This window comes from Streptomyces sp. NPDC044002 (assembly GCF_056434525.1).
On sequence record NZ_JBWKEZ010000010.1, the window covers coordinates 45269 to 68002 of the forward strand.

Consider the following 22734-nt stretch of genomic DNA (forward strand, 5'->3'; position numbering starts at 1 on the left):
TGTTTTTTTTTTCTCCCTCCCCCCCCACCCCCCCCCCCCCACCCCCCCCCCCCCCCCCCCCCCCCCCCCCCCCCCCCCCCCCCCCCCCCCCCCCCCCCCCCCCCCCCCCGCCCCCGGAGGACCGGAGGAGCCTGAAGGGCCGGCCAGGCAGCCCGGAGAAGGGGTGTCAACGGCCTCGATATCGGAATGCGCGAATGCGCGGGCCGATTTCATCCGCCGTACACATAACGCCTCTTGGTGAAATGAAACGGCTTTCGGCCGGTGCCGGCCGCACCGTCGCGCGAGGTGCCCCGCGCGTAGTACCGCTCGACGTAGTACTGGCCCGCGCTCAGCAGGGTGGTGACGGCCACGTACCAGAGCGTGGCCACCAGCAGCAGCGGGATCACCTGGTAGTTCTGGTTGTAGACCAGCTGGACCGAGTACAGCAGGTCGTGCACCGCCAGCACGCTGACGATGCTCGTGCCCTTGAGGGTGCCGATCAGCATGTTCCCGGCGGTCGGCACGATCGAGCGCATCGCCTGGGGGACCACGATCCGGCGCAGGGTGCGCAGCCTGCTCAGGCCGAGCGCCTGCGCGGCCTCGGTCTGGCCGGGGTCCACGGAAAGGATGCCGCCGCGCACCACTTCGGCGGCGTACGCGCTCTCGTGCAGGGTCAGTCCGATGACGGCCGTGAGCGTCGGGCCGAGCAGGTTCACCGTCTTGACGCTGAACAGCTCGGGCCCGTACGGGATCCCCAGCCCCAGGGTGGGGTACAGGGCGCCGATGTTGAACCAGAACAGCAGCTGCACCAGCAGCGGCGTGGAGCGGAAGATCCACACGTAGCCCCAGCTCAGCGTGCGCAGGACCGGGCTCTCGGAGAGCCGCATGACCGCCAGCACCGTGCCGGCCAGGAAGCCGAGCACCATCACCACGCCGGTCAGCCACAGGGTGAGCAGCAGCCCGTGCAGCACTGCGGAGGTGGTGAAGTACCGGCCCACCACGTCCCATTGGAAGGCGTCGTTGAGGACCACGGAACGCAGCACCAGCGCGAAGACCAGCAGGGCGGCAGCGGCGGACAGCCACCGGCCCGTGCGCCGCCGCGGCACGATCCGCGGCGGTTCGGACCCGGGCCCGGACTCGGGTCCGGGGCCGGTCTCCGGCGCGGACCGCGCGGTGGCGGGGGAGAGTTCGGAAGGGACGGTGGCCATGGGAGGCCCTCCAGTCGAGGGATCGCGGCGTGGACGGGTGGGGCCCGGGACGTGTGTCGTCACGCTCGCCGCGTCCCTCAACGCGGCCGGAAGGGCCCCTGCGCGGGGCGGGGCCGATCCGCCGTCGATCGTATGCGCCCGCGGCACGGCCCTGTCAACCGGGCGTGCGGTCCGGCTGGCGAAGACCGTCCGGGATCCGGGCGGTTGCTTGACGAAGACCATCGTGTACTGCTCAAGTAGTCGCATGAACGCCCATCAGCGCCTCGTCTCGCGCGGCCACATCGACTTCGGTCGGGTGTGGTCCGCAGCGTGTCGCGCCTGATGCGGCAGCGGGCTGCCTGATCGGCCCTTCCCTCCCTCGGTGACCCCGTCGCGGGCCGAGATCCCCTGCGCACCACCCGCCGTGGCACGGCGGTGTGCCGTGCGCCCGGACGTGCGCTGCCCGCCGCCCCGGTGTACCGAAGTCCCCGACGCCCGGCGTCGTCACGCCCGCACCACCCCGCACCGCACCGCCCCGCTTCCGCGTTCCCGCCGGCCGCCGTACGAGCCGGCGCCCACCCCCGCCCGTGTGCGCACCACGTCCTTCCGAAAGGCCACCCCATGCCCGTGGAGTTCCTCGGCATCGCCGCCACCAACGACGGATCCGAAACCACCGCGCGATCCGGCGCCGGGTTCGACAAGGAGTACACGCTCCGGCTCGCCCGGGCGCACGAGGACCACGGCCGTACCCCGCGCAGACGCGGCGGCAGCCCAGTGAACCGCCCAGTGAACCGCCCCGTGAACCGCCCCTTGAACCTCCCCGGGAACCGGACGCGTGCCGCCCTGCGCGGCACCGCGGCACTGGCCCTCCTGCCCCTCCTGGCACTGACCGCCTGCGGCTCCGGCGGCGGCGGGACCCCCGTGCCGGCGGGCGCCCAGGCACCGGCCGACGACCCGGTGGCCGGCGTACGGACCGTGGACGCGGTCGCCTCCCTGCTCCCCGCGGACGTACGCCGCACGGGAACCCTGAGGATCGGCAGCTCCATCGGATCCCCGCCCTCGGCGTACTACCCGAACGGACAGGACAAACCGCCGGCGGGCCAGGACATCGACATCGCCGACGCGGTGGCCAAGGTCCTCGGCGTGAAGCTGGAACGGCAGGGCGCCTCGTTCGAGACGATCCTGCCCGCCCTCGGCAGCGGCAAGTACGACCTCGGCACGGGCAACTTCGGCGTCACCGCCGAACGCCTGAAGAGCGTCGACTTCGTCACCTACGTCAACGACGGCCAGGGCTTCGCGGTCAAGACGGGCACCACCCGGCTCACCGCACGGGTCACCGACCTCGTCCAGCTGTGCGGACTGACCGTCGGCACCGGAGCGGGCACCACCTTCGAGAAGACCCTCACCGAACGCAAGGGCGCGTGCACCGCCGCCGGCAAGAAGCCGTACGAGGTCAAGGTCTTCTCCGAACCCGGGGCCGTCACCACCGCACTCCGGCAGGGCCGGATCGACGTCGTCATGTCGACGATCAACGGCCTGCGCCACCAGGCCGCGCAGCCCGCCGCACAGACCACCTTCCTCGGCGAGTACCACCGCCTCGACGTGGGCTTCGCCTTCAAGAAGGACTCCCCGCTCACCCCGGCCGTCCAGGCGGCCGTCAACGAGCTGATCAGGAACGGCACCTACGCGCGGATCCTGAAGAAGTGGGGCACCGGCGCCTCCGCAATCGAGGCCGCGCAGATCAACCCGGCCGAGCACACATGAGGAGCGAGCCCGTGACCGACGTCATGGTCGAAGTGCGCGGCGTCCACAAGAGCTTCGGACCGCTGGAGGTGCTGCGCGGCGTCGACCTGACCGTGCGGACCGGTGAGGTCACCGTCATCCTCGGCCCCTCCGGCTCGGGCAAGTCCACCCTGCTGCGCACCATCAACCACCTGGAGAAGGCCGACCGCGGCCGGGTGAGCGTGGACGGCGACCTCGTCGGCTACCGCAGGGCCCGCGGCAGGCTGTACGAACTCAAGGAGAAGGAAGTGCTGAGGCAGCGCACCCGCATCGGGTTCGTCTTCCAGAACTTCAACCTCTTCCCGCACCTCACTGTGCTGGAGAACCTGGTCGAGGCCCCGGTCTCCGCGCTGCGGCGCCCGAGGCAGGAGGCGGAGGCGACGGCCCGCCGGCTGCTCGACCGGGTCGGCCTCTCCGACAAGGCCGACGCCCGGCCCCGCCAGCTGTCCGGGGGCCAGCAGCAGCGCGTGGCCATCGCCCGGGCCCTCGCCCTCGAACCGAAGGTGCTGCTCTTCGACGAGCCGACCTCGGCGCTCGACCCCGAGCTGGTCGGCGAGGTCCTCGACGTGATCAAGGACCTCGCCCGGGCCGGCACCACCATGATCGTCGTGACGCACGAGATCGGCTTCGCCCGCGAGGTCGCCGACACCGTCGTGTTCATGGACGGTGGGACCGTCGTCGAACAGGGCCCGCCCGCCGCCGTCCTGGACGCCCCGGGCCACCCCCGCACCCGGGCCTTCCTCTCCAAGGCCGTCTGACCCTCCGGAGTGCGGAGCGGCCCGTCAGGGGGCGTCGACGAGGAACCGGCCGTCGGCCGGTACGGCCGCCGCGAGCCCGTTCGCGTAGGCGGACTGCACGCGGGACCGTTCCGCGGCGTTCGGCACGGCGTTGGTGCAGGCCGTTCCGGCGCTGGATCCGGACATGAGCTGGGTGCACGGGCCCGGCTTGGTGTCCGGGAGGCCCAGGCTGTGGCCCAGTTCGTGCGCGGCGATGCGGGTCTTGTCGTACCCCTGGTCCACGGCCTGCGAGCCGAGTTCGACCCGCACCTGCCGCCCCGGGCGGACCGGCCCGAGGGTGGCCTGCGGCCAGCCGGTGGTGGCCACGATGACGATCTCGGCCCGGGTGCCGGGTGCGGCCTTCACCAGCCGCACGTTGCTGACGTTCGCGTTCCAGTTGGCGACCCCGGCCGCGACGGCGGCTTCCCAGCCGCCCGCCCGGCTGTCGTCGTAGCGGAGGGTCACTGCCGCCGCGGCGGTGCCGGGTATCGCCGCGGGTGCGGGTGCCGCGGTCGCGGCGGTCGCCGCGGCGAGGACCAGGGCGGCGGCGGAGGTGCCGGCCTTCAGCCAGGTGCCCAAGGACATGGCGGTGCTCCTTCACGTGTGGGGGCCCGGCCCCTGGGGCGGAGCCGGGGCGTGGGAGGCGCCGCCAACGCCCGTCGGTGACCTGGGCGTTCGGACGGCCGCCCCTCCGGAAGCTCTAAGAAGGTAGCCCCGGATCACGTGAGTTCGTCATGCACCTGCCAGCCATTTCCGCGAGGCGCTCCGGCCGGTGCCCGGTCAGCGGGCAGCGGCCCGGCTCACCCGTATTGAAAATGGGAACCATTCCCGTATAGTGGCTGCATGGCACGCAATGAGATCCGCCCGATCATCAAGCTCCGCTCCACCGGGGGCACCGGATTCACCTACGTCACCCGCAAGAACCGGCGCAACGACCCCGACCGGCTGGTGCTGCGCAAGTACGACCCGGTCCTCAGGCGCCACGTCGACTTCCGCGAGGAGCGCTGACCCCGCCTGCGGCCCCGTCGCCCTCCGGTCCGGCATCCGGGCCGGGGGCCCGTCCGCCGCGGCCGGTCAGGGTGAGCGCGGCGGCCCAGGCCAGACCCAGGGCGCCGGCCGTGAGGAGCTGCACCCGGTGGTCGAGGCCCGCCACCATGGCGGTGCCGATGAGCAGGGCGAGCCCGGTGGGCGCGAACATCAGGGTGCCGGCCGTCGCCGCGACCCGGCCGAGCAGTTCGCCGGGGGTCTCCCGCTGTACGGCGGTCATGGCCGCGATGAGCGCGCAGGGCAGGCCCAGCCCGATGAGCAGGCTTCCACCGAGTACGGCCGGTCCCCAGGGGGTGGCGCGCGCGAGGACGCCGAGGGCGAAGAGGGAGAGTCCGGCCGCCGAGAAGACGCGCTCCGGCATCCTGCGCATCAGCGCCCCCGCCGCCAGCCCGCTGACCACCGACCCGAGCCCCTGGAGGGCGGTCAGTACGCCCGCGTACGCCGGGGACCGGTGGAGCCCGGTGTCGAGCAGGGCGAACGTGGCCGTACTGCTCAGGCTGGAGAGGGCCATGGCCGTCCCGCCAGTGAGGACCAGCGGGCGCAGCACCGGGTGCCGCCAGAGGTAACGGGCGCCCTCGGCGGTCCGGGTGGTCCAAGGCCGCGTTTCGCGGGCGGCGGAGGGGTCCTCGTGCACGCGGATGAACCGGAAGGCAATTGCGGCCAGTACGAAACTGACGGCGTCCAGTACCGCGACCGCGGGCCCGCCCGAGACGGTGAACAGCCAGGCTCCCGCCAGCGGCGCGAGGAGCTTGGTGCTCTCCAACGCGGTGTGCACCAGGCCGTTGAAGTCGCCGCGCAGCTCCCGGGGCACGGCGGCGGCCATGAGCGCGGTCTCCGCCGCGTCCGTGAGCACCATGCCCGTTCCCAGCAGGGTCAGGACCGCGAACAGCAGCCATACGTCCGACGCCGAGCGCACGGCGAGGGGTGCGGTCGCGACGGCGGCCAGGGCCAGGTTGGCGGCGACCAGGAGGGGGCGGCGGCGCACCCGGTCGGCCGCCGTCCCGATCGCCGGGCCCGCGAAGGTCGGCAGCCAGAGGCAGAATCCGACCAGCGCCGCGAGGCCGTTGGAGCCCGTGAGGGTCTTCACCCAGATGCCGGCGGCCAGCGACATGGCCGAGTCGCCGAACCCGGAAGCGATCACCCCGCCGAGGTAGAGGCCCGCGTTGCGGTCCTTCACGACTTCGAGCGTGCGCCAGGTCATCAGGATCCCCCTCGTCGTTGTGCGTTCGATCGCGCACACTACCCCCAAGCAATTGATTGGGGGTAGGGGGTCGGGTGGCGCCGGCTGAGGTTTACTGGCCCCGTGACCGATACCGACCCCGTACTCCGCGCCCTCGCCCATCCGCTGCGGCTGAGGATGCTCAGCCTCTTGTGGCCGGGCCCCATGTCGGCCGCCGAGCTCGCCCGCGAGCTGGACGTCTCGCACGCCCTGGCCAGCCAGCACCTGCGCCGCCTGGACGCGGTGGGGCTGGTCGAGCTGGCCGAGGAGCGCACGCGTCGTGGCGGCCGGGAGCGCCGCTACCGCACCGTCCGGGGCACACCGCTGTCCGACCGGCACGACGGGGCTCCGATGCTGGCCGAGACCATGGCGCACGCCCTCCGGGAGCGGGCCGGCCGCCGGCGGGAGGCGAGCGAGGGCGTGACCGTCGACGCCGAACTGTGGGTGGATCCCCGGATCTGGGAGGACGTCCGGCTGCGGCTCACGGAACTCGCCGTCGAGCTCCACGACGCGGCGCAGCGGCCCCACGCGCCCGGCACCATCCCCCTGGGCGTCAGCGTGATGGCCTTCCCCCTCCAGGACCCGGAGCGTCCGGATCCGCCGAGCGCGGGGTGATCCGCTCAGACGGCGCGCAGTTTCGACGCGTGGCCGAAGCCCAGTGCTGCCGTGAACGGGTGGATCAGGCCGGCGTCGGCCGCCTCCAGGGGGAAGAGGGGGAGGACGCCGGCCGGCCGGGTCCTGGCGCGCAGGAGCCCGGCCCGGTAGAACGCGGCCGTCCAGCGGCCGTCCTCGGAGTGCCATTCCTCGGCGAGTCCGGGCAGAGCGGTGGCCTTGTGCGACAGCCTGGCGAGGGCGGCGAACCGCCGGGCCGGCGGGGTGCTGCCCATCGTGTGGTCGCAGTGGTACAGGCGCAGGCGGCGGTCGTTCCCGCCGGCGAACCACCGCAGGAGCTGCTGCTCGTAGTCGGCGGCCTTGATGCCCGTGGCTTCGGCCTTCAGCTCCAGGTCGAGGTCCCACCATTCGCGCCAGACCGCGTCGAACGCCGCCGCGTCGCCGCCGAAGAGGTGGCGCGGGAAGGCGCCGGGGAGGGAGATCTCCTTCCGCGTCAGGAGCGGGAAGATCCCCATGATCGCGCTGCTGAACCCGCAGACGGTGACGTTGCCCAGGGAGGGCGGGGGCGTGGGGACCGAGCTGCTGCGGCGCGCGGCCGCGAGCGCGGGCAGCCGGCCGACCGGCGCGCTGCTGCCCTGCCACCCGCTGAAATCGGTGCCGGAACCGGAGCCGCCGTAGCCGAAGCGGTGCAGGAAGCGCACGACCTCCAGCAGGAGACGGTGCGTCCCCTCCTGGGAGTTGAACGGCTGCCAGGCGAACTTCTCGTTGTCCTTGCCCGGGGGCAGCGCCGGCAGGATCGGGACGACGACCACCGCCGGACGGCCCGAGACGTGCTGCGCCTGGACGAGGTTGAGGTCCCGCAGCAGGTGCCGGTAGCCCACGACGACGTACGGCTGGTCGGCCGTGCTGTCGCGCTTGACGCTGTACGGGTAGTCGGTGCGGAACGGGTAGGCGGAGACCGGATAGCCGCGCGTCGCGGTGGAGGGCGTGAAGTAGCAGACGACGTCCATGCCGCCGGCCGGGACCGAGGGCGGGGGAGCCTTCGGCGCCCAGACGGCGACCAGGAAGCGCGGCTGCGGCGGGAGCGCGCCGGCGTCGCCGCCGTACTCCAGCCAGAGGAAGCCCCCGGTGTCCGCCAGCGCCACCACCTGGTCGGTGGTGCGCAACCGGTCCCAGCCGTCCTGCCCGGCCCGGGCCGGCGCCGCGTCGGTGAGCGTGCGCACGTTCACCTTCTCCAGCCACAGGGGAGTGGCGGGCGGGCCCGGCTGGTTCAGCACCGCGTACCTTCTCGGCTGCCCGGCCGTCTCCCAGAGGAAGACCCCCGGCTGGTCCCCGTGCGCCTTGGTCCCGGTGTACGGTGGCGGGGTCACCGGCGACTGGCGGACGCGGCCCAGCTCCATCGTGAGGCGGAGGCCGTCCCCTTCGCGGGTCACCGAGACCCCCCGGTTGTCCCAGTACAGGGTGGCCTCGGGGCTGTCACGCTTGAGGGTGACCGACTCCGGGACGTAGTCGGGGTGGGCCACCTTGAGGTCGATGCGGCTCCAGTCCTCCGCCGGTACCACCCGGACGAGGGGCTGGTCCAGTGGGACGCTGATGTTCTGGGTCTGCGCTCCTCCCGCGTCCGTCCACTTCAGCTCCACCTCGGCCGCGGTCCCCGCCTGCGGAGGGTTGCCGAGGACGTCGGACGCGGCGAGGGTGAGGCGGGTCGTCGCCATCTCAGAGCTGCATCCCGGTCTTCGGGTCGTAGCGGACCTCGGTGGCGACGATCTGGTCGGTCGGCATGACCTCGATCCACTGGTCGAACACCTGGAAGGGCTCGGTGCCGTCCGCCTGGAAGCCGTCGCCGAGCGGATCGAATCCCCGCTCGTAGACCTTGTCGGTGGGCAGGTAGTTCACGGGCGTGCCGTCCGGAAGCCGGTCGCTGACCTTCGCCCGCGACTTCTGCCAGTCGCCGCCGACCACGACGGCCAGATAGCGGATGGCGTCGTGCACCGTCAGCGCCTCGGCCGGCAGGTCGCGGTAGCGCGCGCCGAGCTCCGGGTCCTTCCAGGCGTACCGCTTGAGCACCAGCAGCATGCGGCCGCGCTCGCCCGGCACCGACTCGGCGTACAGCGCGTCGAGTCCGTCGGTGCCCTCGACGCCCGCGTTGGCCAGCCAGTCCAGCGCCTCGAACTCGCGCCCCTGGCGGATCGGGACGACGGCCTTGACCCAGGGGGCGTTGAGGAAGGCGTTGCGCAGGTTGTCGCCGTCGAGCTGGAGCAGCCAGCCCAGCGAACTCCCCAGCCGGGCGGGCCGCGAGTCGGCGGTGATGTAGTAGTCCTCGCCGGTGTTGCTGGTGCCGCCCCACCCGACGACGGTGCTCTTCTCGAATTCCTTCTCCGTGGTCCCCGAGCCCTCGAAGCCGAGGTTCTCCTTCACGGCCAGCTTGTTGGGCACCCACCACTCGGGGGCCACGAAGTACAGCATGCGGTCGACGTCGAAGAACGCCTGGACCAGCTCGGCCATGACGTGCTGGGTCTGGCTGCTGACGCCGGACAGGCCCTTGCCCTTGAAGAGCTGGCGGATCAGATGGCGGTACACGACGATCCGCTCCTCCTCCCGCAGGTCCTCGAAGCGGCGGGGGCCGATCCCCGCGGCGAGCTTCACCCGCTCCTGGGCCGCTTTGAAGAACGCCTCCTTCGCCAGCCGTTCCTTCTCCTGGTCGACCTCCTTCAGGCGCTCGGCGTTGACCTTGTTCACCTGCTCCACATAGGCGGGGGTGGGGCCGTAGCTGACGGTGAAGCGGTAGGGGAACATCTCGCCGTCGTCACCGCTGTGCCCGATGATCCGCAGCCTGAGCCGGTTGCTGCCCGCCGCGAACTGGCTGACCTGCAGTTCGGCGACGTTGCTGCTCAGCCACTGCACGTTGGTGTGGCTCTTGTACTCGTACCCGTACTTCGGGTACAGCAGCAGGTCCGCCAGGGCGTCGTTGAAGTAGTCGTCGTCCGGCCCCTTGTACGTGCCCTCGACGGTCTCCTGGTACTGCTCGGGCATCGGGACGAGCTGGGCGGGCTGGACCTGGCCCTGCGGGGGCTGCGCGACGTGCACCAGCTCGGCGACCCCGAGTTCGTCGCCCGGCCGGTCGATGTACGTCTGCCAGCACAGCTGGGTGCCGATCTCCTGGACCTGGACCCCCACCTGGCGCATCTTGCGCCGCAGTTCGTAGTTGACGAGCTTGTCGGTGGTGTTCTGCAGGAGGTACCTCTTGCTGGAGGTGTCGGTGGTCTCCACGACCGTCTTGAACGTCGACCTGAAGCTGCGCTTGATCTCCGTGGACAGCTTGATCGTCTGCTGCCGCAGCTGCTTGTGGGTCTGCTCCTTGGCGGTCTTGCGCGCCTCCGACGAGTCGTAGCTCGAACGGGCGGTGGCCTGGGTGTTGAAGACCCCCAGCTTGCCGCTGGTGCTCGCCTCCAGGCTCACCCCGAACTTGCTGCTGCTCTGGTTCTCCTCGCTGACCGAGGCCGACAGCTCGTCCTCGGAGCGGCTCTCCTGCTCGCTGCGCTGGGTGACCTCCTCGGAGGCCTCGGTGGTCCGTTCGGTGAGGGTGCGGCGGGTGGAGACCTCGATCAGCTCGACCGAGGCGCCGGGGCTGAGCCAGATGTGCTGGACCGGGGGGCCGAGGAACGAGTCGAACTCGAAGAAGTACTGGCGGAAGAGGTGGACGACACCGAGCGGGGACAGCGACGCCTCGGGCAGGCCGGCGCCGGCGGCGGCCGGGCCCCGCGCTCCCGGCGACACGGGCGGCCCGCCCCCCAGCAGCCCGGCCAGGGCGTCGACCTCCCGCACGTCCACCCGGTGGCCGCTCGTCGCGAACATCGCGTGCAGGACGTCGTACCGGCCGGCGGCCTGCAGGTTCTTCAGCGCTCCCGCGACGCGGGACTCCTGGGCGGCGGCCAGGGACGCGGAGTCGGCGGCGGCCGCCTCCCGGCCGTCGGACGCGGCGTGGACGATGACACCGCCCTGGGCGATCTTCTGCTCCGCGATCCGCAGCAGGGCGGCGAGCCCGTCGGGTCCCGGCCCCACGAGGCGGTCCCAGACGGCCGGATCGGCGAGGTCCGCCTTCCTGATCCGGGCCAGCAGTTCCCGGGTGACCACCGAGTCGAGGGCTCCGGGCAGGGCGGAGGCGACCGAGGGCACCGGGGCGCCCGGCTCGATCGTCACGGCGGGCCCGGCGGTCGCGGCGGAGGCCGGGGCCACCGTGTAGGAGGGGCGCATGTTCTCGGTGAGGGCCGCCGCGAGCGAGCGCCGCATGGCGGGGCCCGTGGTGCCGAACCGCTCGGCGAGGCGGGCCGAGCGCCACCCGAGGAGCGGCTGGTAGACGCCGTACAGCTCGGAGGCGTACGGCAAAGAGCCCTGGAACTTCGCGAAGTTGACCTTCATCTGCTGACTCCCGCCTCCCCGACGCGGCCGCCGCGTCCGACCCCGTTCCCCAGCCTCCCGGCCCGGGCCGTCCACGCCCAGACCCGGCCGGCGGATCCCGGGCCCAAACCACCTGGCCGGGTGAAGGGGCGGCATGCAGAAACGATCGGGTCGCCGGCGCCGGAGCGGCTGCACCGGCGCGACGTCTCGTCCGCTCCACGGAACTGAGTAGCCGGTACGGGGCCTCCTGAGTACCCCGACCGTGACGCCGGGCCGGGGAGGCGGGTTCACTGGGGCCATGTCCACACCGAACTCCGGGCAAGAGCCGGGCCGTTGGGGCGGCTTCAGGACCCGGTCCCGTTCCCCGAAGGCCCGCCGCACCCGCCCGTGCCGGTGGTGCGGCCGGCCGGTCCCCCAGCCCTTTCCGGGCGTCCCCAAACCGACCTGCTCCGCCGGCCACTGGTTCCGGGACGTCCGCGACGACTTCTGGCGCAAGCTGTGGAACAGCCTCTGACCGAGGGGCCGGGGTCCTGGGGGCCGCCGCAGGGCTCACGTCACCAGGCGCAGCGAGGTCTCCGCGATGCCCAGCCGGATGCTCTGGCCCCACGTCAGTTCCAGGGCGTCGGCCTCCATCCCGTCGCCGAAGACCACGATCCGGTCCGACTCCACGGTCAGCCGCAGCCCCTGCCCCCGCCCCAGCTCGCCGGCGACCCTGGTGGTGCCCGTGGCGGGCGACGGCCAGGCCTCGCGCACGAACCACAGGAGCCGCCGGTCGCACGGGGCGGGGAGCCCGGCGGTGCTGCCGCGCTCCAGCCACAGGGAGCGCAGCCAGCCCGTCGCTCCCGTGCCGGTGCCCACCAGCACCCCGGAGGACGCTTGGGGCTCGCCCGGGCCCTCCTCGCCGTCGGGGCCCAGGCGGTAGCGGGCGGTCTGGTGGCCGGGCGGGCCCAGGTAGATCTCGTTCAGGGCGACGAGGCGCTGGGTGTCGTCGGCGACGGCCTCGACCATGGTCAGCTCCTCCGCCCGGCCCCCGACGGCGGTCGCGGCGCCCAGCAGGGCGGCGGCGTCGGTGCTGCGGTGCCGGACGAGGATCCCGGGGTTCCGCCCCGGGTCGGTGTCGATGCCCACCACCGGCTGACCGCGGAGGTACTTCGCGGTGTTGGCGACCAGGCCGTCCTGCCCGACCACGACCACGACGTCCTCCGGGCCGAACAGGAAGCGGTCCAGGTCCGCCCGCTCCACCCGGGTGGAGCGCCAGGTGAGCGGCACCGCCGCCGCCACCTCCCGCAGCGCCCGCTGCGCGCGGTCGTGGCGGCGGGCCACCTCGTCGATCGAGCGGCCCCGGCTGGAGAGGAAGAACGCGGCCTGCCCGTGCGTCCCGTGCCGCGCGAGCAGCTCCTCGTACTCGGTCCTGCGGTGCACGAGCACCGCCCGCGGGGCCAGGCTCACTCGCCCGCTCCGCCGTCCGGGCGTCCGAGGCGGGCGAGGAGTCCGGTGAGGACGTCGGGGGAGAGGGTGATGCTGTCGATCCGCGGCAGGTTCTCCGCGAGCCGGGTCGCCGCCAGGGCGTGCAGCGTGTCCTGGCCGGCCTCGCCGTGCACCCGCAGCCAGGCGGCCTGGGCCTCGGCGCGCGCGGCGCCCGTCTCGCGGGCCGCCTCGGCGTCCGCGCGGGCGAGGCGGACCTTGCGGGCCGCCTCGGCCTCGGTCCGGACGGCGTCCGCCGCCGCCTTCTCCTCGGCCTCGCGGCGGGCGTTGGTGCCGCGCTGGTCGACCAGCTGCTCCTCGCGCCGGGCCAGTTCGATCTGGCTGGCCAGCTCGTTCTCGGCGATGGCCCGCTCGCGCTCGACGGCCACGGCCCGCCGTTCGTAGGTGGCCCGGTCCGCCTCCTGCTGGATCTGCTCGCGGGCCGGGGTGCGCAGGGCGCGCTCCACCTCGGCCTCGGGCCGGATCGCCACGACCCGCACGGCCACCACGTCGATGCCGGTGGCCGGGAGCCGGGGCTCGGCGGCGAGGCCGTCGGCGACGCGCTGCCGCACGGACGCGACGCCGTCGACGAGGGCGGCGGCCAGCGGGGTCCGGGCCAGTACGTCCAGCGTGTGCTGCTGCGCGGTCTCGGTGAGGAGGGTGGCGATCTGCTCCAGCGGTGCGCCGCGCCAGCTCCCGGTGTCCGGGTCGACGGAGAAGTCGAGGCGGTCCGCGGCCGCCGCCGGGTCGCTGATCCGGTAGGTGACGGTGGCCTGCACCGTCACGTCCTGGAAGTCGGCCGTGCGGGCGTGGAACGCCATGGCCAGTTCCCGGTCGTCGACCGGCACTTCGGAGAGCGCCGCCGACAGCGACCGGTACCAGAAGCTGAGCCCCCGTCCGTCGTGGACCAGCCGGCCGCGGTTGTGGTGGCGGATGTGAGCGGTGGGCGCGGAGCGCAGATGGCGCCAGCCGAGGCGCCGGGTGATGTCGGCCATGGCGAACCCCCTTCATTTCGTCAACACGACGATAAGGGGGCTCCCGTCATATCGTCAAGAGGACGAAAAGGGCTCGGTCCCCTTGCCGGGCGGGCGGCGGCCACCGGCCGGACAATGGGCGGGAACGCTCGCTGCCGGCCGCCCGCACCGGGCAACCGCGTACGCGGTCCTGGCCGGCCCGAGGAGGTCGAGCCCATGAAGCGCAACCTGTACGTCTCCGCGGCCGCGGCCGTGGTCCTGCTCGCCGGCGGCCCCGCGGCCGCCGCCGTCGCGGCGCCCGCCGACGCGGTACGGACGGCTCCCGCGGCCGCCCCCGCCGCCCCGGCCGACACCACTGCGGAGGGGGCCGCCGCCGCGGCCCTGAAGGACTACCCCGGGGTGATCGAATCCCTCGACCGGGACGGCAACGTCTGGCACGTGGACGTGATCACCAAGGACGGCAAGGGCCACGCCGAGCTGAAGGTCGACGCGGCGAACGGCAAGGTGACCCGGGAGAACGTCGACACCAACGAGGACGCGGGCGAGCACAAGGAGCTGCTGGCAGCCGAGGTCACCGCCGAGCAGGCCGTCAAGGCCGCCGTCGCCGCCCACCCGGGCGAGGCGTGGGCCGTCGAGTGGGAAGCCGACGACGGCAACGGCAAGGCGGCGTCCTGGCACGTCGAGGTGCGCGGATCCGACGGCAAGACCTGGGACGGCTCCGTGGACGCCACGACCGGCAAGGTCACCGTCCGGGCCGACTCGGACGACGACTACGGCAACGGCTGACCGCGCGCCCCGTCCTCGCGCAGGACCCGGGGCGTCAGGCCCGTCGCCCGCCGCAGCACCCGTGTGAGGTGGCTCTGGTCGGCGAAGCCGTGGGCGACGGCGATGTCGGCGATGCTGTCGTCGCTGTGGAGCAGCGCGTTCTGGGCCCGCTCGACGCGCTGCCGCAGCACGTACTGGTGCGGGGTCTCGCCGAGCGAGGCCCGGAACAGCCGGTTGAGGTGGGCCGCGCTGACGCCTGCGACCGCGGACAGCTCCTCCAGCGTGATGCGGCGGCCGAGGTTCAGGTGTACGTAGTCGCGCAGCTCCGCCAGCCGTCGGGGCGGCAGGCCGCCCCCGCGCGGGCGCGGCTCACCGCCCGGGGAACACCGCCGCAGTACGATCGCGGCCGCCGCCTGCACCAGTGACTCCGCGTACAGGGTGTCGACCGGCGTGCCGGCCTCGTACTCGGCCACCAGACGCTGCACGAGCAGAGTGAGGAGAGGGTCGGTGAAGTGGAAGTCGGGGGCGATCTCCAGCCGTCCGCCCGGCAGCCCCCGCCCCCCGCTCTCCTGCGCGTACGCCTCCAGCCACCCCGGGTCCATGGACAGGAGCAGCAGTTCCACGTCCTCCTGCCAGCGCGGCCGGGAGGCGTACCCCGCGGGATTGACCAGCGCCTCACCGGTGTGGAACCGGGCCCGGCGGGCGGTGCCGTCCGCGTTCCACGACAGGCTCGCGGACGTCCCGGTGTGGACCACCAGGACGTGGGCCGGCGGCGCGCCGTGGGATTCCGCGGGGTGTTCCACGACCCGCTCCACCACGGCGTGCTCCATGTCCCGGGCGCTGCTGCTCAGGGACTCCAGACCTGGTTTGACATGGGATGCGGCCACGCAGGTGATTCTTCCCGCCCGCGCCCGCCGGCGCGACCTCCGTCACCGTACGGGGCGCCGGCGCGACGGCCGGTGGCGGACGCAGGATGGCGGAATGCCGGATGCCGGAACGGCCGCCGGCCGCCGGATGCGCGGATCGTCCAACCGCCCGCGCGGATCGTTCAAGAACCTCCCCCCGGACACCGCGCATGCTGCTGAACGCGGGTGCGCCGGACCACGGTGCCCGAGGGGGCGACCCCCCTTCACCCACCCCCACAAGGAGACAGCCATGGTGAAGACTCCTGAGAAGACCCTCAACGGGAAGGTCGCCTTCGTCGGCGGAGCCTCCCGCAACCTCGGCGGCCTGATCAGCACCACGATCGGGGCCGAGGGCGCCAAGGTCGCCGTCCACTACAACAGCGACTCCTCCCGCGCCAAGGCCGAGCACGTCGTCACGGAGATCAACGCCGGCCCCGGCGAGGCCTTCGCGATCCAGGGCGACCTCACCCGCGTGGCCGAGGTCGAGCGGGTCTTCGACGAGGTGCTGAACCGCTACGGAAAGCTCGACATCAGCGTCAACACCGCCGGCATGGTCCTCAAGAAGCCGCTCACCGAGATCAGCGAGGAGGAGTACGACCAGATGTTCGCGGTCAACTCCAAGGCCGCGTTCTTCGTGATGCGCGAGGCGGCGCGCCGCATGGAGGACGGCGGCAAGATCATCACCATCGTCACCTCGCTCCTCGCCGCCTACACCGGCCTCTACTCCTCCTACGCGGGCAGCAAGGCGCCCGTCGAACACTTCACCCGCGCCCTGTCCAAGGAGCTCTTCGGACGCAACATCTCCGTCAACAGCATCGCCCCCGGCCCGATGGACACGTCCTTCTTCTACCCGGCGGAGGACGACGACTCCGTCGCCTACCACAAGTCCTCGGCGATGAACGGCGACCTCACCAAGATCGAGGACATCGTCCCCTGGGTCCGCCACATGCTCACCGACGGCTGGTGGGCCAACGGCCAGACCCTCTTCCTCAACGGCGGCTACACCACCCGCTGACCGACCGCGCGACCGCCGGACGAGTGGCCCGCAACCCGTGCCCACCACGGGCGCCACCCGTCCGGTGCGGCGTGCCGGCGCCCACGGCCGAGCGGCGTCGACGTCCGCCGACGCGTTCACGCCGGATTCACCTGCCGGCGGGACCCTGGGCGCCATGGCCCTCAGCAGACGAGCACTACTGGCACGAGCAGCCGCTTCGGCCGGCGCCGTCGCCGCCCCCTCGCCCACCGCCGGCGCGGCCCCGGAACCCGAGCCGGTCACCACCACGACCCTGCGCGGCACGATCCCGCCCGGCGCCCCGGACTTCGTGTACGTGCCGGTGGACGTCCCGCCGGGTGTACGGACCAGGGTCTGGTGCTGACCGTGCCCGGGGCGACGTCCGCCGAGTGGCGCACGACGGCCGCCCGCACCGCCTACGTGCGCGCGGAGGTCCGGCACCCGGCCCAGGCGCCGCCCCTCCCCGGGCCGCCGGCCGCCCTCACCAACCCGATCTGGCTGCGCCCCTGACGCCGGGCCGTCCGGGCCGGCCGGGTCGCCGGGGCGAGCAGCATCTCCGGAGGTGGCCACAAGTCCGGGCTCAGGCGCCGCGCCGACCGCCTCAGGCCTTCACGCGGTCGAACTCGGCGGCGAACCCGCACCGCTCCGCGATCGCCCGCAGCTGGTCGTCCGGCAGGTCGTCCGGGCCGGCCAGCACGGCGGCCATCCCGTCGGCGGTGAGCCCCAGGCCGGAGGCGATGTCCAGGTCCCCGGCCGGGATCGCGCCCCCGGCGTCCCCGTCGGGCGGGGCGGCACCCGAGGCGTCCAGGGCCTGCGCGGCGAGCGTGTGCCGCCGCGCGGCCCGCGCGTCCGACAGCAGCAGGGCCGTCCCGGCCGGGGTGAGCCGCAGGATCAGGAAGAACGACTCGTCCGCGTTGAAGAACCCGAACGACACGTCCGAGGTCGCCGCGCCGCGTACCGCGGCGACCGCCTCGTCGAGGCCCGTGAGCGCGGTGCGGTCCAGGCGGGTGCACTGCGGGCGGCCGTCCCGGTGGGCTACGGCGACCGCGTACCGGTGGTTCCTTCGATCTGTCACGGCCCCACAGGTGCCCCGTCGACGCGTCCGATAGCCATGGGACGGCCCGCCGTGGCCCACACGGAGCAAGCCGGCCCGGCCGGCGTTCCCGGGCCGGCGGGGCCGTCAGCGGTGCCGCATCGAGGACGGCGGTACGTCGAAGGCGCGGGTGAACGCGTAGGAGAAGGCCGCCGGTGAGGCGTAGCCGAGGAGGGCCGCGACCTCGGTGACGGTCCTGTGGCGCAGCAGGGGGATGGCGGCGAGCAGCCGGGCCCGGGACCGCCAGGCCGCCGGGCTCGTCCCCGTCAGCTGCCGGAACCGCCTGGTGAACACGCGTTCGCTCATGGCCGCGGCGCGTGCCCAGTCGGTGTTGCCCACCGCCAGGTCGGGGCGGGCGAGGTAGTCGCGGCACAGCGCGGAGAACGGCTGCTCGTGCGGGAGGGCCACGTGCAGGGGGACCTCGGAGAGCGCCGCCGTCTCCAGGAGGATCAGCGCGACCACCGCACGGCCGCGCGGGTCCGCCGCGTGGTCGGCGTCCAGTTCCGCGGCGGCGAGGAGCAGTTCCCGCAGCAGCGGGGGGACCTCCACGACCCGGCAGGCGGTGGGCCACCACGGGACCGCGGACGGCTCGACGTACAGGCTGGAGGTCTGCGTGTCCAGCATCCGCACCTGGTGGCGGGTCCGCGGCGGGATCAGCACCGCCCGTTCGCCCGGGACCGTCCACGCCCCGTCGTCGGTCTCCACGAGCATCGTGCCGGTCGCGGCGTACAGGAACTGTGCCCGGCGGTGCTCGTGCCAGGTGAGCAGGGTGTCCGGCGGGTAGTCGGTGGCGATCGGCAGCACCTCGGCGGGCAGGTGGTCGACCCGGGCGAGGGGCACGTTGCGCATGGACGGAGCCTAGGCGGAGCCAGACGGAGCCCGGGCGGAGCCCAGGGGGATGCCGCCCGCGGCCGAAACTCGAAAGAAGGGGACCGGCAGTCGATCGTCGGCGCGCGGGATCTCGGCTGGACTGGGCGCATGACTGCTGTGCTTCTCGTCGCCGTCGGGATCCTGACCGGGCTGACCACCGTGCTGTTCGGGTTCGGAGGGGGCTTCGTCACCGTCCCCGTCATCGTCTGGGCGGACGCCGCCGTGGGCCCGGGCGCGGCGACCGTCGCCGTGGCGACCTCGTCGCTGGTCATGGTCGTGGGTGCGGCGGCGGCCACCGCGGCCACGCCCCGGCCGGTGCTGCGCCGGCTGAGGGGGACCGCCCCGCTGCTGTTCCTGCTCGGCGTCGGGGGACTCGCCGGCGCGGTCGCCGCGGGCTTCGCGCCGGCCCGGCTGGTCCACTGGGGGTTCACGGCCTACCTGGCGGTCACCGTCCTCGACGTGCTCGCCCGCCCGGGGTTCCTGCGCCCGGCCTCCGCCACCCGCCCCGCCGGCCGACGCCGGGCGTTCGCCGTACCCGGTTGGCTCGGGCTGCCCGTCGGCGCGGTCGCCTCGTTCCTCGGCGTCGGCGGGAGCGTCATGACCGTACCGCTGCTGCGGCGTTCCGGGCTCCCGATGGGCACCGCCGCGGCCCTCGCCAACCCCCTCACCGTCTGCATCAGCGCCCCCGCGTGCGCCGTCTTCCTCACCACCGCCCCCGGGACGGGCACCCCGGCGCTGCTTCCGGCCGCCGGCGCCGTCGACCTCGGCGCCGCCGCCCTGCTGCTCCTGGGCGCCCTCCCGGTCGTCGTCCTCCTGCGCCGCAGGCCCCCGCGGATCGGGGACCGCCTCCACGCCCGGGGGTACGTGGCGCTGCTGTGCCTGGTGCTGGCCGCGATGCTGCTCCGGACCCCCTGAGGGGGCCCGGAGCCCGGCAACGGGACCGTCAGGCCGGGGACGGTGCGAGCACGGCGGGACGCGGCGGCGGGGAGACGCGCCCCGGGACGCCGGGGGACGGCCGGCCCGGCGGGGCCGCCGCCGGTCCGGTGTCCGTCAGCAGGGCGATCAGCGTGGTGCGGGCGCGGGCCACGCGCGAGCGGACCGTGCCGATGGGACAGCCGGCGGCGACGGCGGCCTCGGCGTACGGCAGGCCCAGGAGCTGGGTGAGGACGAAGGCCTCGCGGCGCTCGGCCGGGACGGCGGCCAGGAGTTCCGCGAGGGCGATGCCGTCGTCGAAACCAGGGAGGCCGTACGGCTGGCTCTGCTCGGCGGCGGCCTGCCAGTCGTGGCGGTCCGACAGTCTGGGGCGGGCGGCGGCACGGCGCACGCTGTCGACGACGGTGCGCCGGGCTATCGACAGGATCCAGGTACGGGCGGAGGAGCGGCCCTCGAACCGGGGGAGCGCGGCGAGGGCCCGCAGGAACACGTCCTGGGTGAGGTCGTCGGCGGCCTGCGCGTCCGCGCTGAGGTACGCCACGTACCGCCAGACGTCGCGGTGCAGGGCCCGCACGAACCGGTCGGCCTTCGCGGGGTCCCCGTCGCGGGCGTCGAGGGCCAGCCGCGTCACCTCCGCGTCGGAGTCCGGGGTGTGCCGGGCCGGCCTTTCGCCGGCGGGACGGTGCTGGGTGGTCAGGGCAGGAGTCATCGCCACAGGTCCTTAGGGCAAGGTGTCCGGCGCCGCGCGCGGCGGCACCGGTGAAGGGAGTACGGCCGGCCGGAGGGCACGGCCGATGCCCGAGGGGCGACGGGCCGCGGAAGGGCCGTCAGCGCACGCTCGGGGAACCGGCTGTCACAGGACAGCGGTTCCCGACGGCGGACCCCGTGAGGTGATGGCGTGGACCAGGAACAACTGCCGCAGCGCGTGGCGGCGCCGCACCCGGCGCACGCGGACCCGCGGCGGAACGGCGGCAGGGACGAGACCGAAGAGCAGGCGCAGCGGCGTCCAGAGCCGGGCCGCGGCCGCGCGCAGCACCCGGAAGGCGCCCCGCTCGCCGTGGGCCAGCCACAGGCCGCACAGCAGAGCCGCCAGCAGGTGCGCGGCGAGCATGCCGGCCGGGGACATCCCGGCCATGTCGTGGCCGCCCGGCGGCATGAACACCCCGGTGGCGGCGGACGCTGCGTCCGCCAGGCCCGGCGCGTCGTGCACCTCGTGCATGCCGTGGTGGGCGTGCGCGGCGGCGTCCGTGAGGGCGGTGCCCGGCGGCGGCTCGTGCACGAGGGCACCGAGCCCCGCGTCGTCCACGACCTTCCGCGCCTCCTGCGCGGACAGCCCCGCCGTGCCCTCGCCGCACATCAGGTACGCGGCCCACTGGCGGGCGAACGACGTGCCGGACGGCAGGGAGGGGTGCAGGACCGACTGGGCCAGGGAGAAGGCCGAGTGCAGCGCGGCCTGCACGGCGACCGTCGCCGCGACGACGGTGAGCCGCCCGCGTTCCCGGCCCCCGAGGCACCAGGCCACGGCCGCCGTGCCCGCGAACGCGGCGGACACCGCCCACCAGGGCACGGCCATACCGGACATGAGCACGTGGCCGGTGCTCGCGAGCAGAACGCACACGGCCGCGAACATCGCGGCCCGTGCGGCTCGGAAACAGTGACCTGGCGTCATGGCGGGTTCATCCTCGCACCAGCCTTCCGGGCCGCGCAGGGGGGTGCGCGCTTCCTGACAACTTCTCGACCGTGCCTGTGGTGCGACTCGAAACCGTTCGCAGGTGTGGTGCGGGACACAGCAGGAGCGCGGAACCCGGGGGCCGGTCCGTACGACTCCCTTCCCGTTCGGTCGTGACGTCCAACATCGGGGGAGCGGGGATTTCCGTGGCGGCAGAGGGGACGGCGGCGGCGACCGCCGCGGCGGCGGGCGTACGGGACCGGAAGGCCCGCCGGCTGACCGCGCTGCTCACCTGCGCCATGGCGTTCTCGATGCTCCAGCTGTTCCTGCTCGGCGCGCTGGGACCCCGCCTGGTGGAGGAACCGGGCATCACCCCGGGGCTGTTGGGGCTGACGACCACGGTCGGGTTCGGGACGGCCGCCCTCCTGTCCCCGCTCGGCGGCCGGACGGTGGACCGCGTCGGGCCCCGGCGCTCGCTGGTGCTCCTGCTCCTCGTCTCCGCCGCCGCGCTCGCCCTGATCGGTGCCGCCCCGGGCGCCGGTGCGCTGCTGGGCGCGGTCGCGCTGGGCGGCGTACCGCAGGCGCTGGCCAACCCCGCCACCAACAAGGCCGTCCTGGCCCTGGTCCCGCCCGCCCGGCGGGGCGCGGTGACCGGCCTCAAGCAGTCCGGTGTGCAGCTGGGAGCGTTCGCCGCCGGCCTGCCGCTGGCCGCCCTCGCGGGCGGACTCGGCTGGCGGGGCGCGGTGTGGACGGCCTCCGGGGCGGCCCTCCTCACCGCGGTGTGGGCACTGCGCGCACTGCCCGCCGATCCGCCCGCCCCGCAGGTCCCGCCCGTCCGGGCGTCGTTCGTACCGCGGGGGACGGCGGCCTGGCTGGCGGGGTTCTCGCTGTTCCTGGGGGCCGGGATCGCGTCCGTCAACACCTATCTCGCCCTGTACGGGGTGCGCGGGCTCGGGATGGGCCCCGCGGTGGCCGGCGGCCTGGTCGCCGTCCTCGGCGTCGCGGGCGTCCTCGGCCGGGTCGGCTGGTCGAAGGCCGCCCGCCCGGGGCGGGCCGAATGGCTGCCGGGCCTGCTGGCCTGCGGTGCCGTGGGCGCCGCCGCCCTGCTCGCCGGAGGACTCTGGGCGCGTCCGCTGGTGTGGGCCGGAGCCGTCGCCGTCGGGGTGTTCGCCGTCTCCGGCAACGCCGTCTCGATGGTGCTGGTCCTGCAGCGCTCGGCCGCGGGCCGGGCCGGACAGGACTCGGCGCTCGTCGCGGCCGGGTTCTTCGCCGGGTTCGCGGTGGGTCCGCCGCTGTTCGGACTCCTCGCGCAGAGCGGGCGGTACGGGGCCGGCTGGCTGCTGGTCGCGGTCGAGTTCGCGGCGGCGGGAGCGGTCGCGTTCCTCTGGGCCGTACGGGACCGGCGCCCGGGCAGGGGGGCGGCGGCGTGAACTCCGGTGACTGGGCGGGCCGGGCCCTCACGGCCGTCACGGACCGGGTGGCGGTCACGGCGGCCGAGGTCGGCGACCGGTTCCCGCTGTACGCCGACCCCCTCGACGGGCGGTGGACGACGACCGGCCGCGGCTCGTGGACCGGCGGCTTCTGGGCCGGACTGCTGTGGCTGCGGGCCCGCCGCACCGGCGCCGAAGCGGACCGGGCGGCGGCCGCGCGGTGCACGGACCGGCTCGCGCCGTGGGCCGCGGCCGACACCGCCACCCGGGGAATGATCTTCTGGTACGGCACGGCGCCGGCCCTCGGTACGCCCGCGGCCGCCACGCTCCGGGCGGAGGCGGCCCGGGCCTGCCTGGACGCCTACGACCCCCGGGCCGGCGTCGTGCCCTGGGGCGCCGCGCTCGGCGGGCCCCGCCTCCTGGCCCGCGCGGACGCCGTGCCCGGGCTGGTGCCCCTGCTGGCGGGAGCGGGTCCCCGCGGGCCCGGCGTGGCGGCGGCCCACCTGCACCGGCACCTGGACCTCTGCCTGGGGGGTGGGGGGGGGGGGGGGGGGGGGGGGGGGGAGGGGGGGGGGGAGGGGGGGGGGACGGGGGACGGCGCCCTCCTGGAGAGAGCGCG

Annotated in this window: 23 protein-coding genes and 1 pseudogene; 12 read left to right on the forward strand and 12 right to left on the reverse strand. The window is 74.3% G+C overall.

Annotated features, from left to right (window positions below; all coding sequences use genetic code 11):
* Nucleotides 1–209: 209 nt before the first annotated feature.
* Entirely contained in the window at nucleotides 210–1187 is a 978-nt protein-coding gene (locus tag AC07A6_RS10405; RefSeq protein WP_478776820.1) for an amino acid ABC transporter permease, read from the reverse strand.
* A 789-nt stretch (nucleotides 1188–1976) separates the two neighbouring features.
* Here AC07A6_RS10405 and AC07A6_RS10410 point away from each other — a divergent pair.
* Entirely contained in the window at nucleotides 1977–2930 is a 954-nt protein-coding gene (locus tag AC07A6_RS10410; RefSeq protein WP_478776899.1) for an ABC transporter substrate-binding protein, read from the forward strand.
* An 11-nt stretch (nucleotides 2931–2941) separates the two neighbouring features.
* The gene (locus AC07A6_RS10415; RefSeq protein WP_478776821.1) at nucleotides 2942–3706 is read left to right on the forward strand and encodes an amino acid ABC transporter ATP-binding protein; all 765 of its coding nucleotides are present in this window, start codon (nucleotides 2942–2944) and stop codon (nucleotides 3704–3706) included.
* Between the two features lie 24 nt (nucleotides 3707–3730).
* Here the strand turns inward: AC07A6_RS10415 and AC07A6_RS10420 are convergent, their stop codons facing one another.
* Nucleotides 3731–4309 carry a snapalysin family zinc-dependent metalloprotease gene (locus AC07A6_RS10420; RefSeq protein ID WP_478776822.1) on the reverse strand — a complete coding sequence of 193 codons (579 nt, stop codon included), beginning with the start codon at nucleotides 4307–4309 and terminating at the stop codon, nucleotides 3731–3733.
* 258 nt (nucleotides 4310–4567) lie between these two features.
* On the opposite strand from AC07A6_RS10420, the gene rpmG reads away from it, so the two are divergent.
* Nucleotides 4568–4732 (forward strand): 50S ribosomal protein L33, encoded by a 165-nt coding sequence (rpmG, locus tag AC07A6_RS10425; protein ID WP_361910728.1) that lies wholly within the window; start codon nucleotides 4568–4570, stop codon nucleotides 4730–4732.
* Here the strand turns inward: rpmG and AC07A6_RS10430 are convergent.
* Nucleotides 4698–5972: an MFS transporter gene (locus tag AC07A6_RS10430; RefSeq protein WP_362465555.1), complete on the reverse strand. Its 1275-nt coding sequence runs from the start codon at nucleotides 5970–5972 to the stop codon at nucleotides 4698–4700. The genes rpmG and AC07A6_RS10430 overlap by 35 nt on opposite strands.
* A gap of 102 nt (nucleotides 5973–6074) precedes the next feature.
* Between AC07A6_RS10430 and AC07A6_RS10435 the strand changes: the two genes are divergently transcribed.
* Entirely contained in the window at nucleotides 6075–6605 is a 531-nt protein-coding gene (locus AC07A6_RS10435) for an ArsR/SmtB family transcription factor (RefSeq protein ID WP_478776823.1), read from the forward strand.
* Nucleotides 6606–6610: 5 nt separating this feature from the next.
* Here the strand turns inward: AC07A6_RS10435 and AC07A6_RS10440 are convergent, their stop codons facing one another.
* Complete coding sequence (locus tag AC07A6_RS10440) at nucleotides 6611–8317, reverse strand: hypothetical protein (protein WP_478776824.1); 1707 nt, start codon at nucleotides 8315–8317, stop codon at nucleotides 6611–6613.
* Nucleotide 8318: 1 nt separating this feature from the next.
* Nucleotides 8319–11021 carry a hypothetical protein gene (locus AC07A6_RS10445; protein WP_478776825.1) on the reverse strand — a complete coding sequence of 901 codons (2703 nt, stop codon included), beginning with the start codon at nucleotides 11019–11021 and terminating at the stop codon, nucleotides 8319–8321.
* 277 nt (nucleotides 11022–11298) lie between these two features.
* Between AC07A6_RS10445 and AC07A6_RS10450 the strand changes: the two genes are divergently transcribed.
* Nucleotides 11299–11514 (forward strand): hypothetical protein, encoded by a 216-nt coding sequence (locus tag AC07A6_RS10450; protein ID WP_478776826.1) that lies wholly within the window; start codon nucleotides 11299–11301, stop codon nucleotides 11512–11514.
* A 35-nt stretch (nucleotides 11515–11549) separates the two neighbouring features.
* Here AC07A6_RS10450 and AC07A6_RS10455 read toward each other — a convergent pair whose 3' ends face one another.
* The gene (locus AC07A6_RS10455) at nucleotides 11550–12449 is read right to left on the reverse strand and encodes a hypothetical protein (protein ID WP_478776827.1); all 900 of its coding nucleotides are present in this window, start codon (nucleotides 12447–12449) and stop codon (nucleotides 11550–11552) included.
* Nucleotides 12446–13459, reverse strand: coding sequence for an SPFH domain-containing protein (locus AC07A6_RS10460; protein ID WP_478776828.1), 1014 nt, complete (start codon nucleotides 13457–13459; stop codon nucleotides 12446–12448). Before AC07A6_RS10460 ends, AC07A6_RS10455 begins: the two co-directional genes overlap by 4 nt.
* A 195-nt stretch (nucleotides 13460–13654) precedes the next feature.
* Here AC07A6_RS10460 and AC07A6_RS10465 point away from each other — a divergent pair, with 195 nt between their 5' ends.
* A complete protein-coding gene (locus AC07A6_RS10465; RefSeq protein ID WP_478776829.1) occupies nucleotides 13655–14224 on the forward strand; it encodes a PepSY domain-containing protein in 570 nt (189 codons plus the stop codon).
* Here AC07A6_RS10465 and AC07A6_RS10470 read toward each other — a convergent pair.
* Complete coding sequence (locus tag AC07A6_RS10470; protein WP_478776830.1) at nucleotides 14209–15090, reverse strand: helix-turn-helix domain-containing protein; 882 nt, start codon at nucleotides 15088–15090, stop codon at nucleotides 14209–14211. The two genes, AC07A6_RS10465 and AC07A6_RS10470, sit on opposite strands and share 16 nt — an antisense overlap.
* Nucleotides 15091–15358: 268 nt before the next feature.
* Here AC07A6_RS10470 and AC07A6_RS10475 point away from each other — a divergent pair, with 268 nt between their 5' ends.
* From AC07A6_RS10475 to AC07A6_RS10485, 3 genes are all read left to right on the forward strand, one after another.
* The gene (locus tag AC07A6_RS10475) at nucleotides 15359–16123 is read left to right on the forward strand and encodes an SDR family oxidoreductase (protein WP_478776831.1); all 765 of its coding nucleotides are present in this window, start codon (nucleotides 15359–15361) and stop codon (nucleotides 16121–16123) included.
* Nucleotides 16124–16277: 154 nt separating this feature from the next.
* Nucleotides 16278–16484, forward strand: coding sequence for a hypothetical protein (locus tag AC07A6_RS10480; RefSeq protein ID WP_478776832.1), 207 nt, complete (start codon nucleotides 16278–16280; stop codon nucleotides 16482–16484).
* A complete protein-coding gene (locus AC07A6_RS10485) occupies nucleotides 16478–16630 on the forward strand; it encodes a hypothetical protein (RefSeq protein WP_478776833.1) in 153 nt (50 codons plus the stop codon). The genes AC07A6_RS10480 and AC07A6_RS10485 overlap by 7 nt, the downstream gene beginning before the upstream one ends.
* Before the next feature lie 91 nt (nucleotides 16631–16721).
* Here the strand turns inward: AC07A6_RS10485 and AC07A6_RS10490 are convergent, their stop codons facing one another.
* Together AC07A6_RS10490 and AC07A6_RS10495 are read right to left on the reverse strand one after the other, a co-directional pair.
* Nucleotides 16722–17195 carry a tRNA adenosine deaminase-associated protein gene (locus AC07A6_RS10490; protein WP_478776834.1) on the reverse strand — a complete coding sequence of 158 codons (474 nt, stop codon included), beginning with the start codon at nucleotides 17193–17195 and terminating at the stop codon, nucleotides 16722–16724.
* A 105-nt stretch (nucleotides 17196–17300) separates the two neighbouring features.
* Nucleotides 17301–18062, reverse strand: a complete 762-nt coding sequence (locus AC07A6_RS10495; protein ID WP_362465589.1) for an AraC family transcriptional regulator — start codon at nucleotides 18060–18062, stop codon at nucleotides 17301–17303.
* Between the two features lie 129 nt (nucleotides 18063–18191).
* Here AC07A6_RS10495 and AC07A6_RS10500 point away from each other — a divergent pair, with 129 nt between their 5' ends.
* Complete coding sequence (locus AC07A6_RS10500) at nucleotides 18192–18998, forward strand: sulfite exporter TauE/SafE family protein (RefSeq protein ID WP_478776835.1); 807 nt, start codon at nucleotides 18192–18194, stop codon at nucleotides 18996–18998.
* Nucleotides 18999–19026: 28 nt separating this feature from the next.
* On the opposite strand, the gene AC07A6_RS10505 is transcribed toward AC07A6_RS10500, so the two are convergent.
* On the reverse strand, nucleotides 19027–19725 hold the full coding sequence (locus AC07A6_RS10505; RefSeq protein ID WP_362465595.1) for a sigma-70 family RNA polymerase sigma factor: 699 nt from the start codon (nucleotides 19723–19725) through the stop codon (nucleotides 19027–19029).
* Nucleotides 19726–19869: 144 nt separating this feature from the next.
* On the reverse strand, nucleotides 19870–20685 hold the full coding sequence (locus AC07A6_RS10510) for a hypothetical protein (protein ID WP_478776836.1): 816 nt from the start codon (nucleotides 20683–20685) through the stop codon (nucleotides 19870–19872).
* A gap of 206 nt (nucleotides 20686–20891) precedes the next feature.
* Between AC07A6_RS10510 and AC07A6_RS10515 the strand changes: the two genes are divergently transcribed.
* The gene (locus AC07A6_RS10515) at nucleotides 20892–22115 is read left to right on the forward strand and encodes an MFS transporter (protein ID WP_478776837.1); all 1224 of its coding nucleotides are present in this window, start codon (nucleotides 20892–20894) and stop codon (nucleotides 22113–22115) included.
* Nucleotides 22112–22734, forward strand: a pseudogene (locus tag AC07A6_RS10520) (hypothetical protein); the annotation flags it as partial. The gene AC07A6_RS10515 and the pseudogene AC07A6_RS10520, both read left to right, overlap by 4 nt.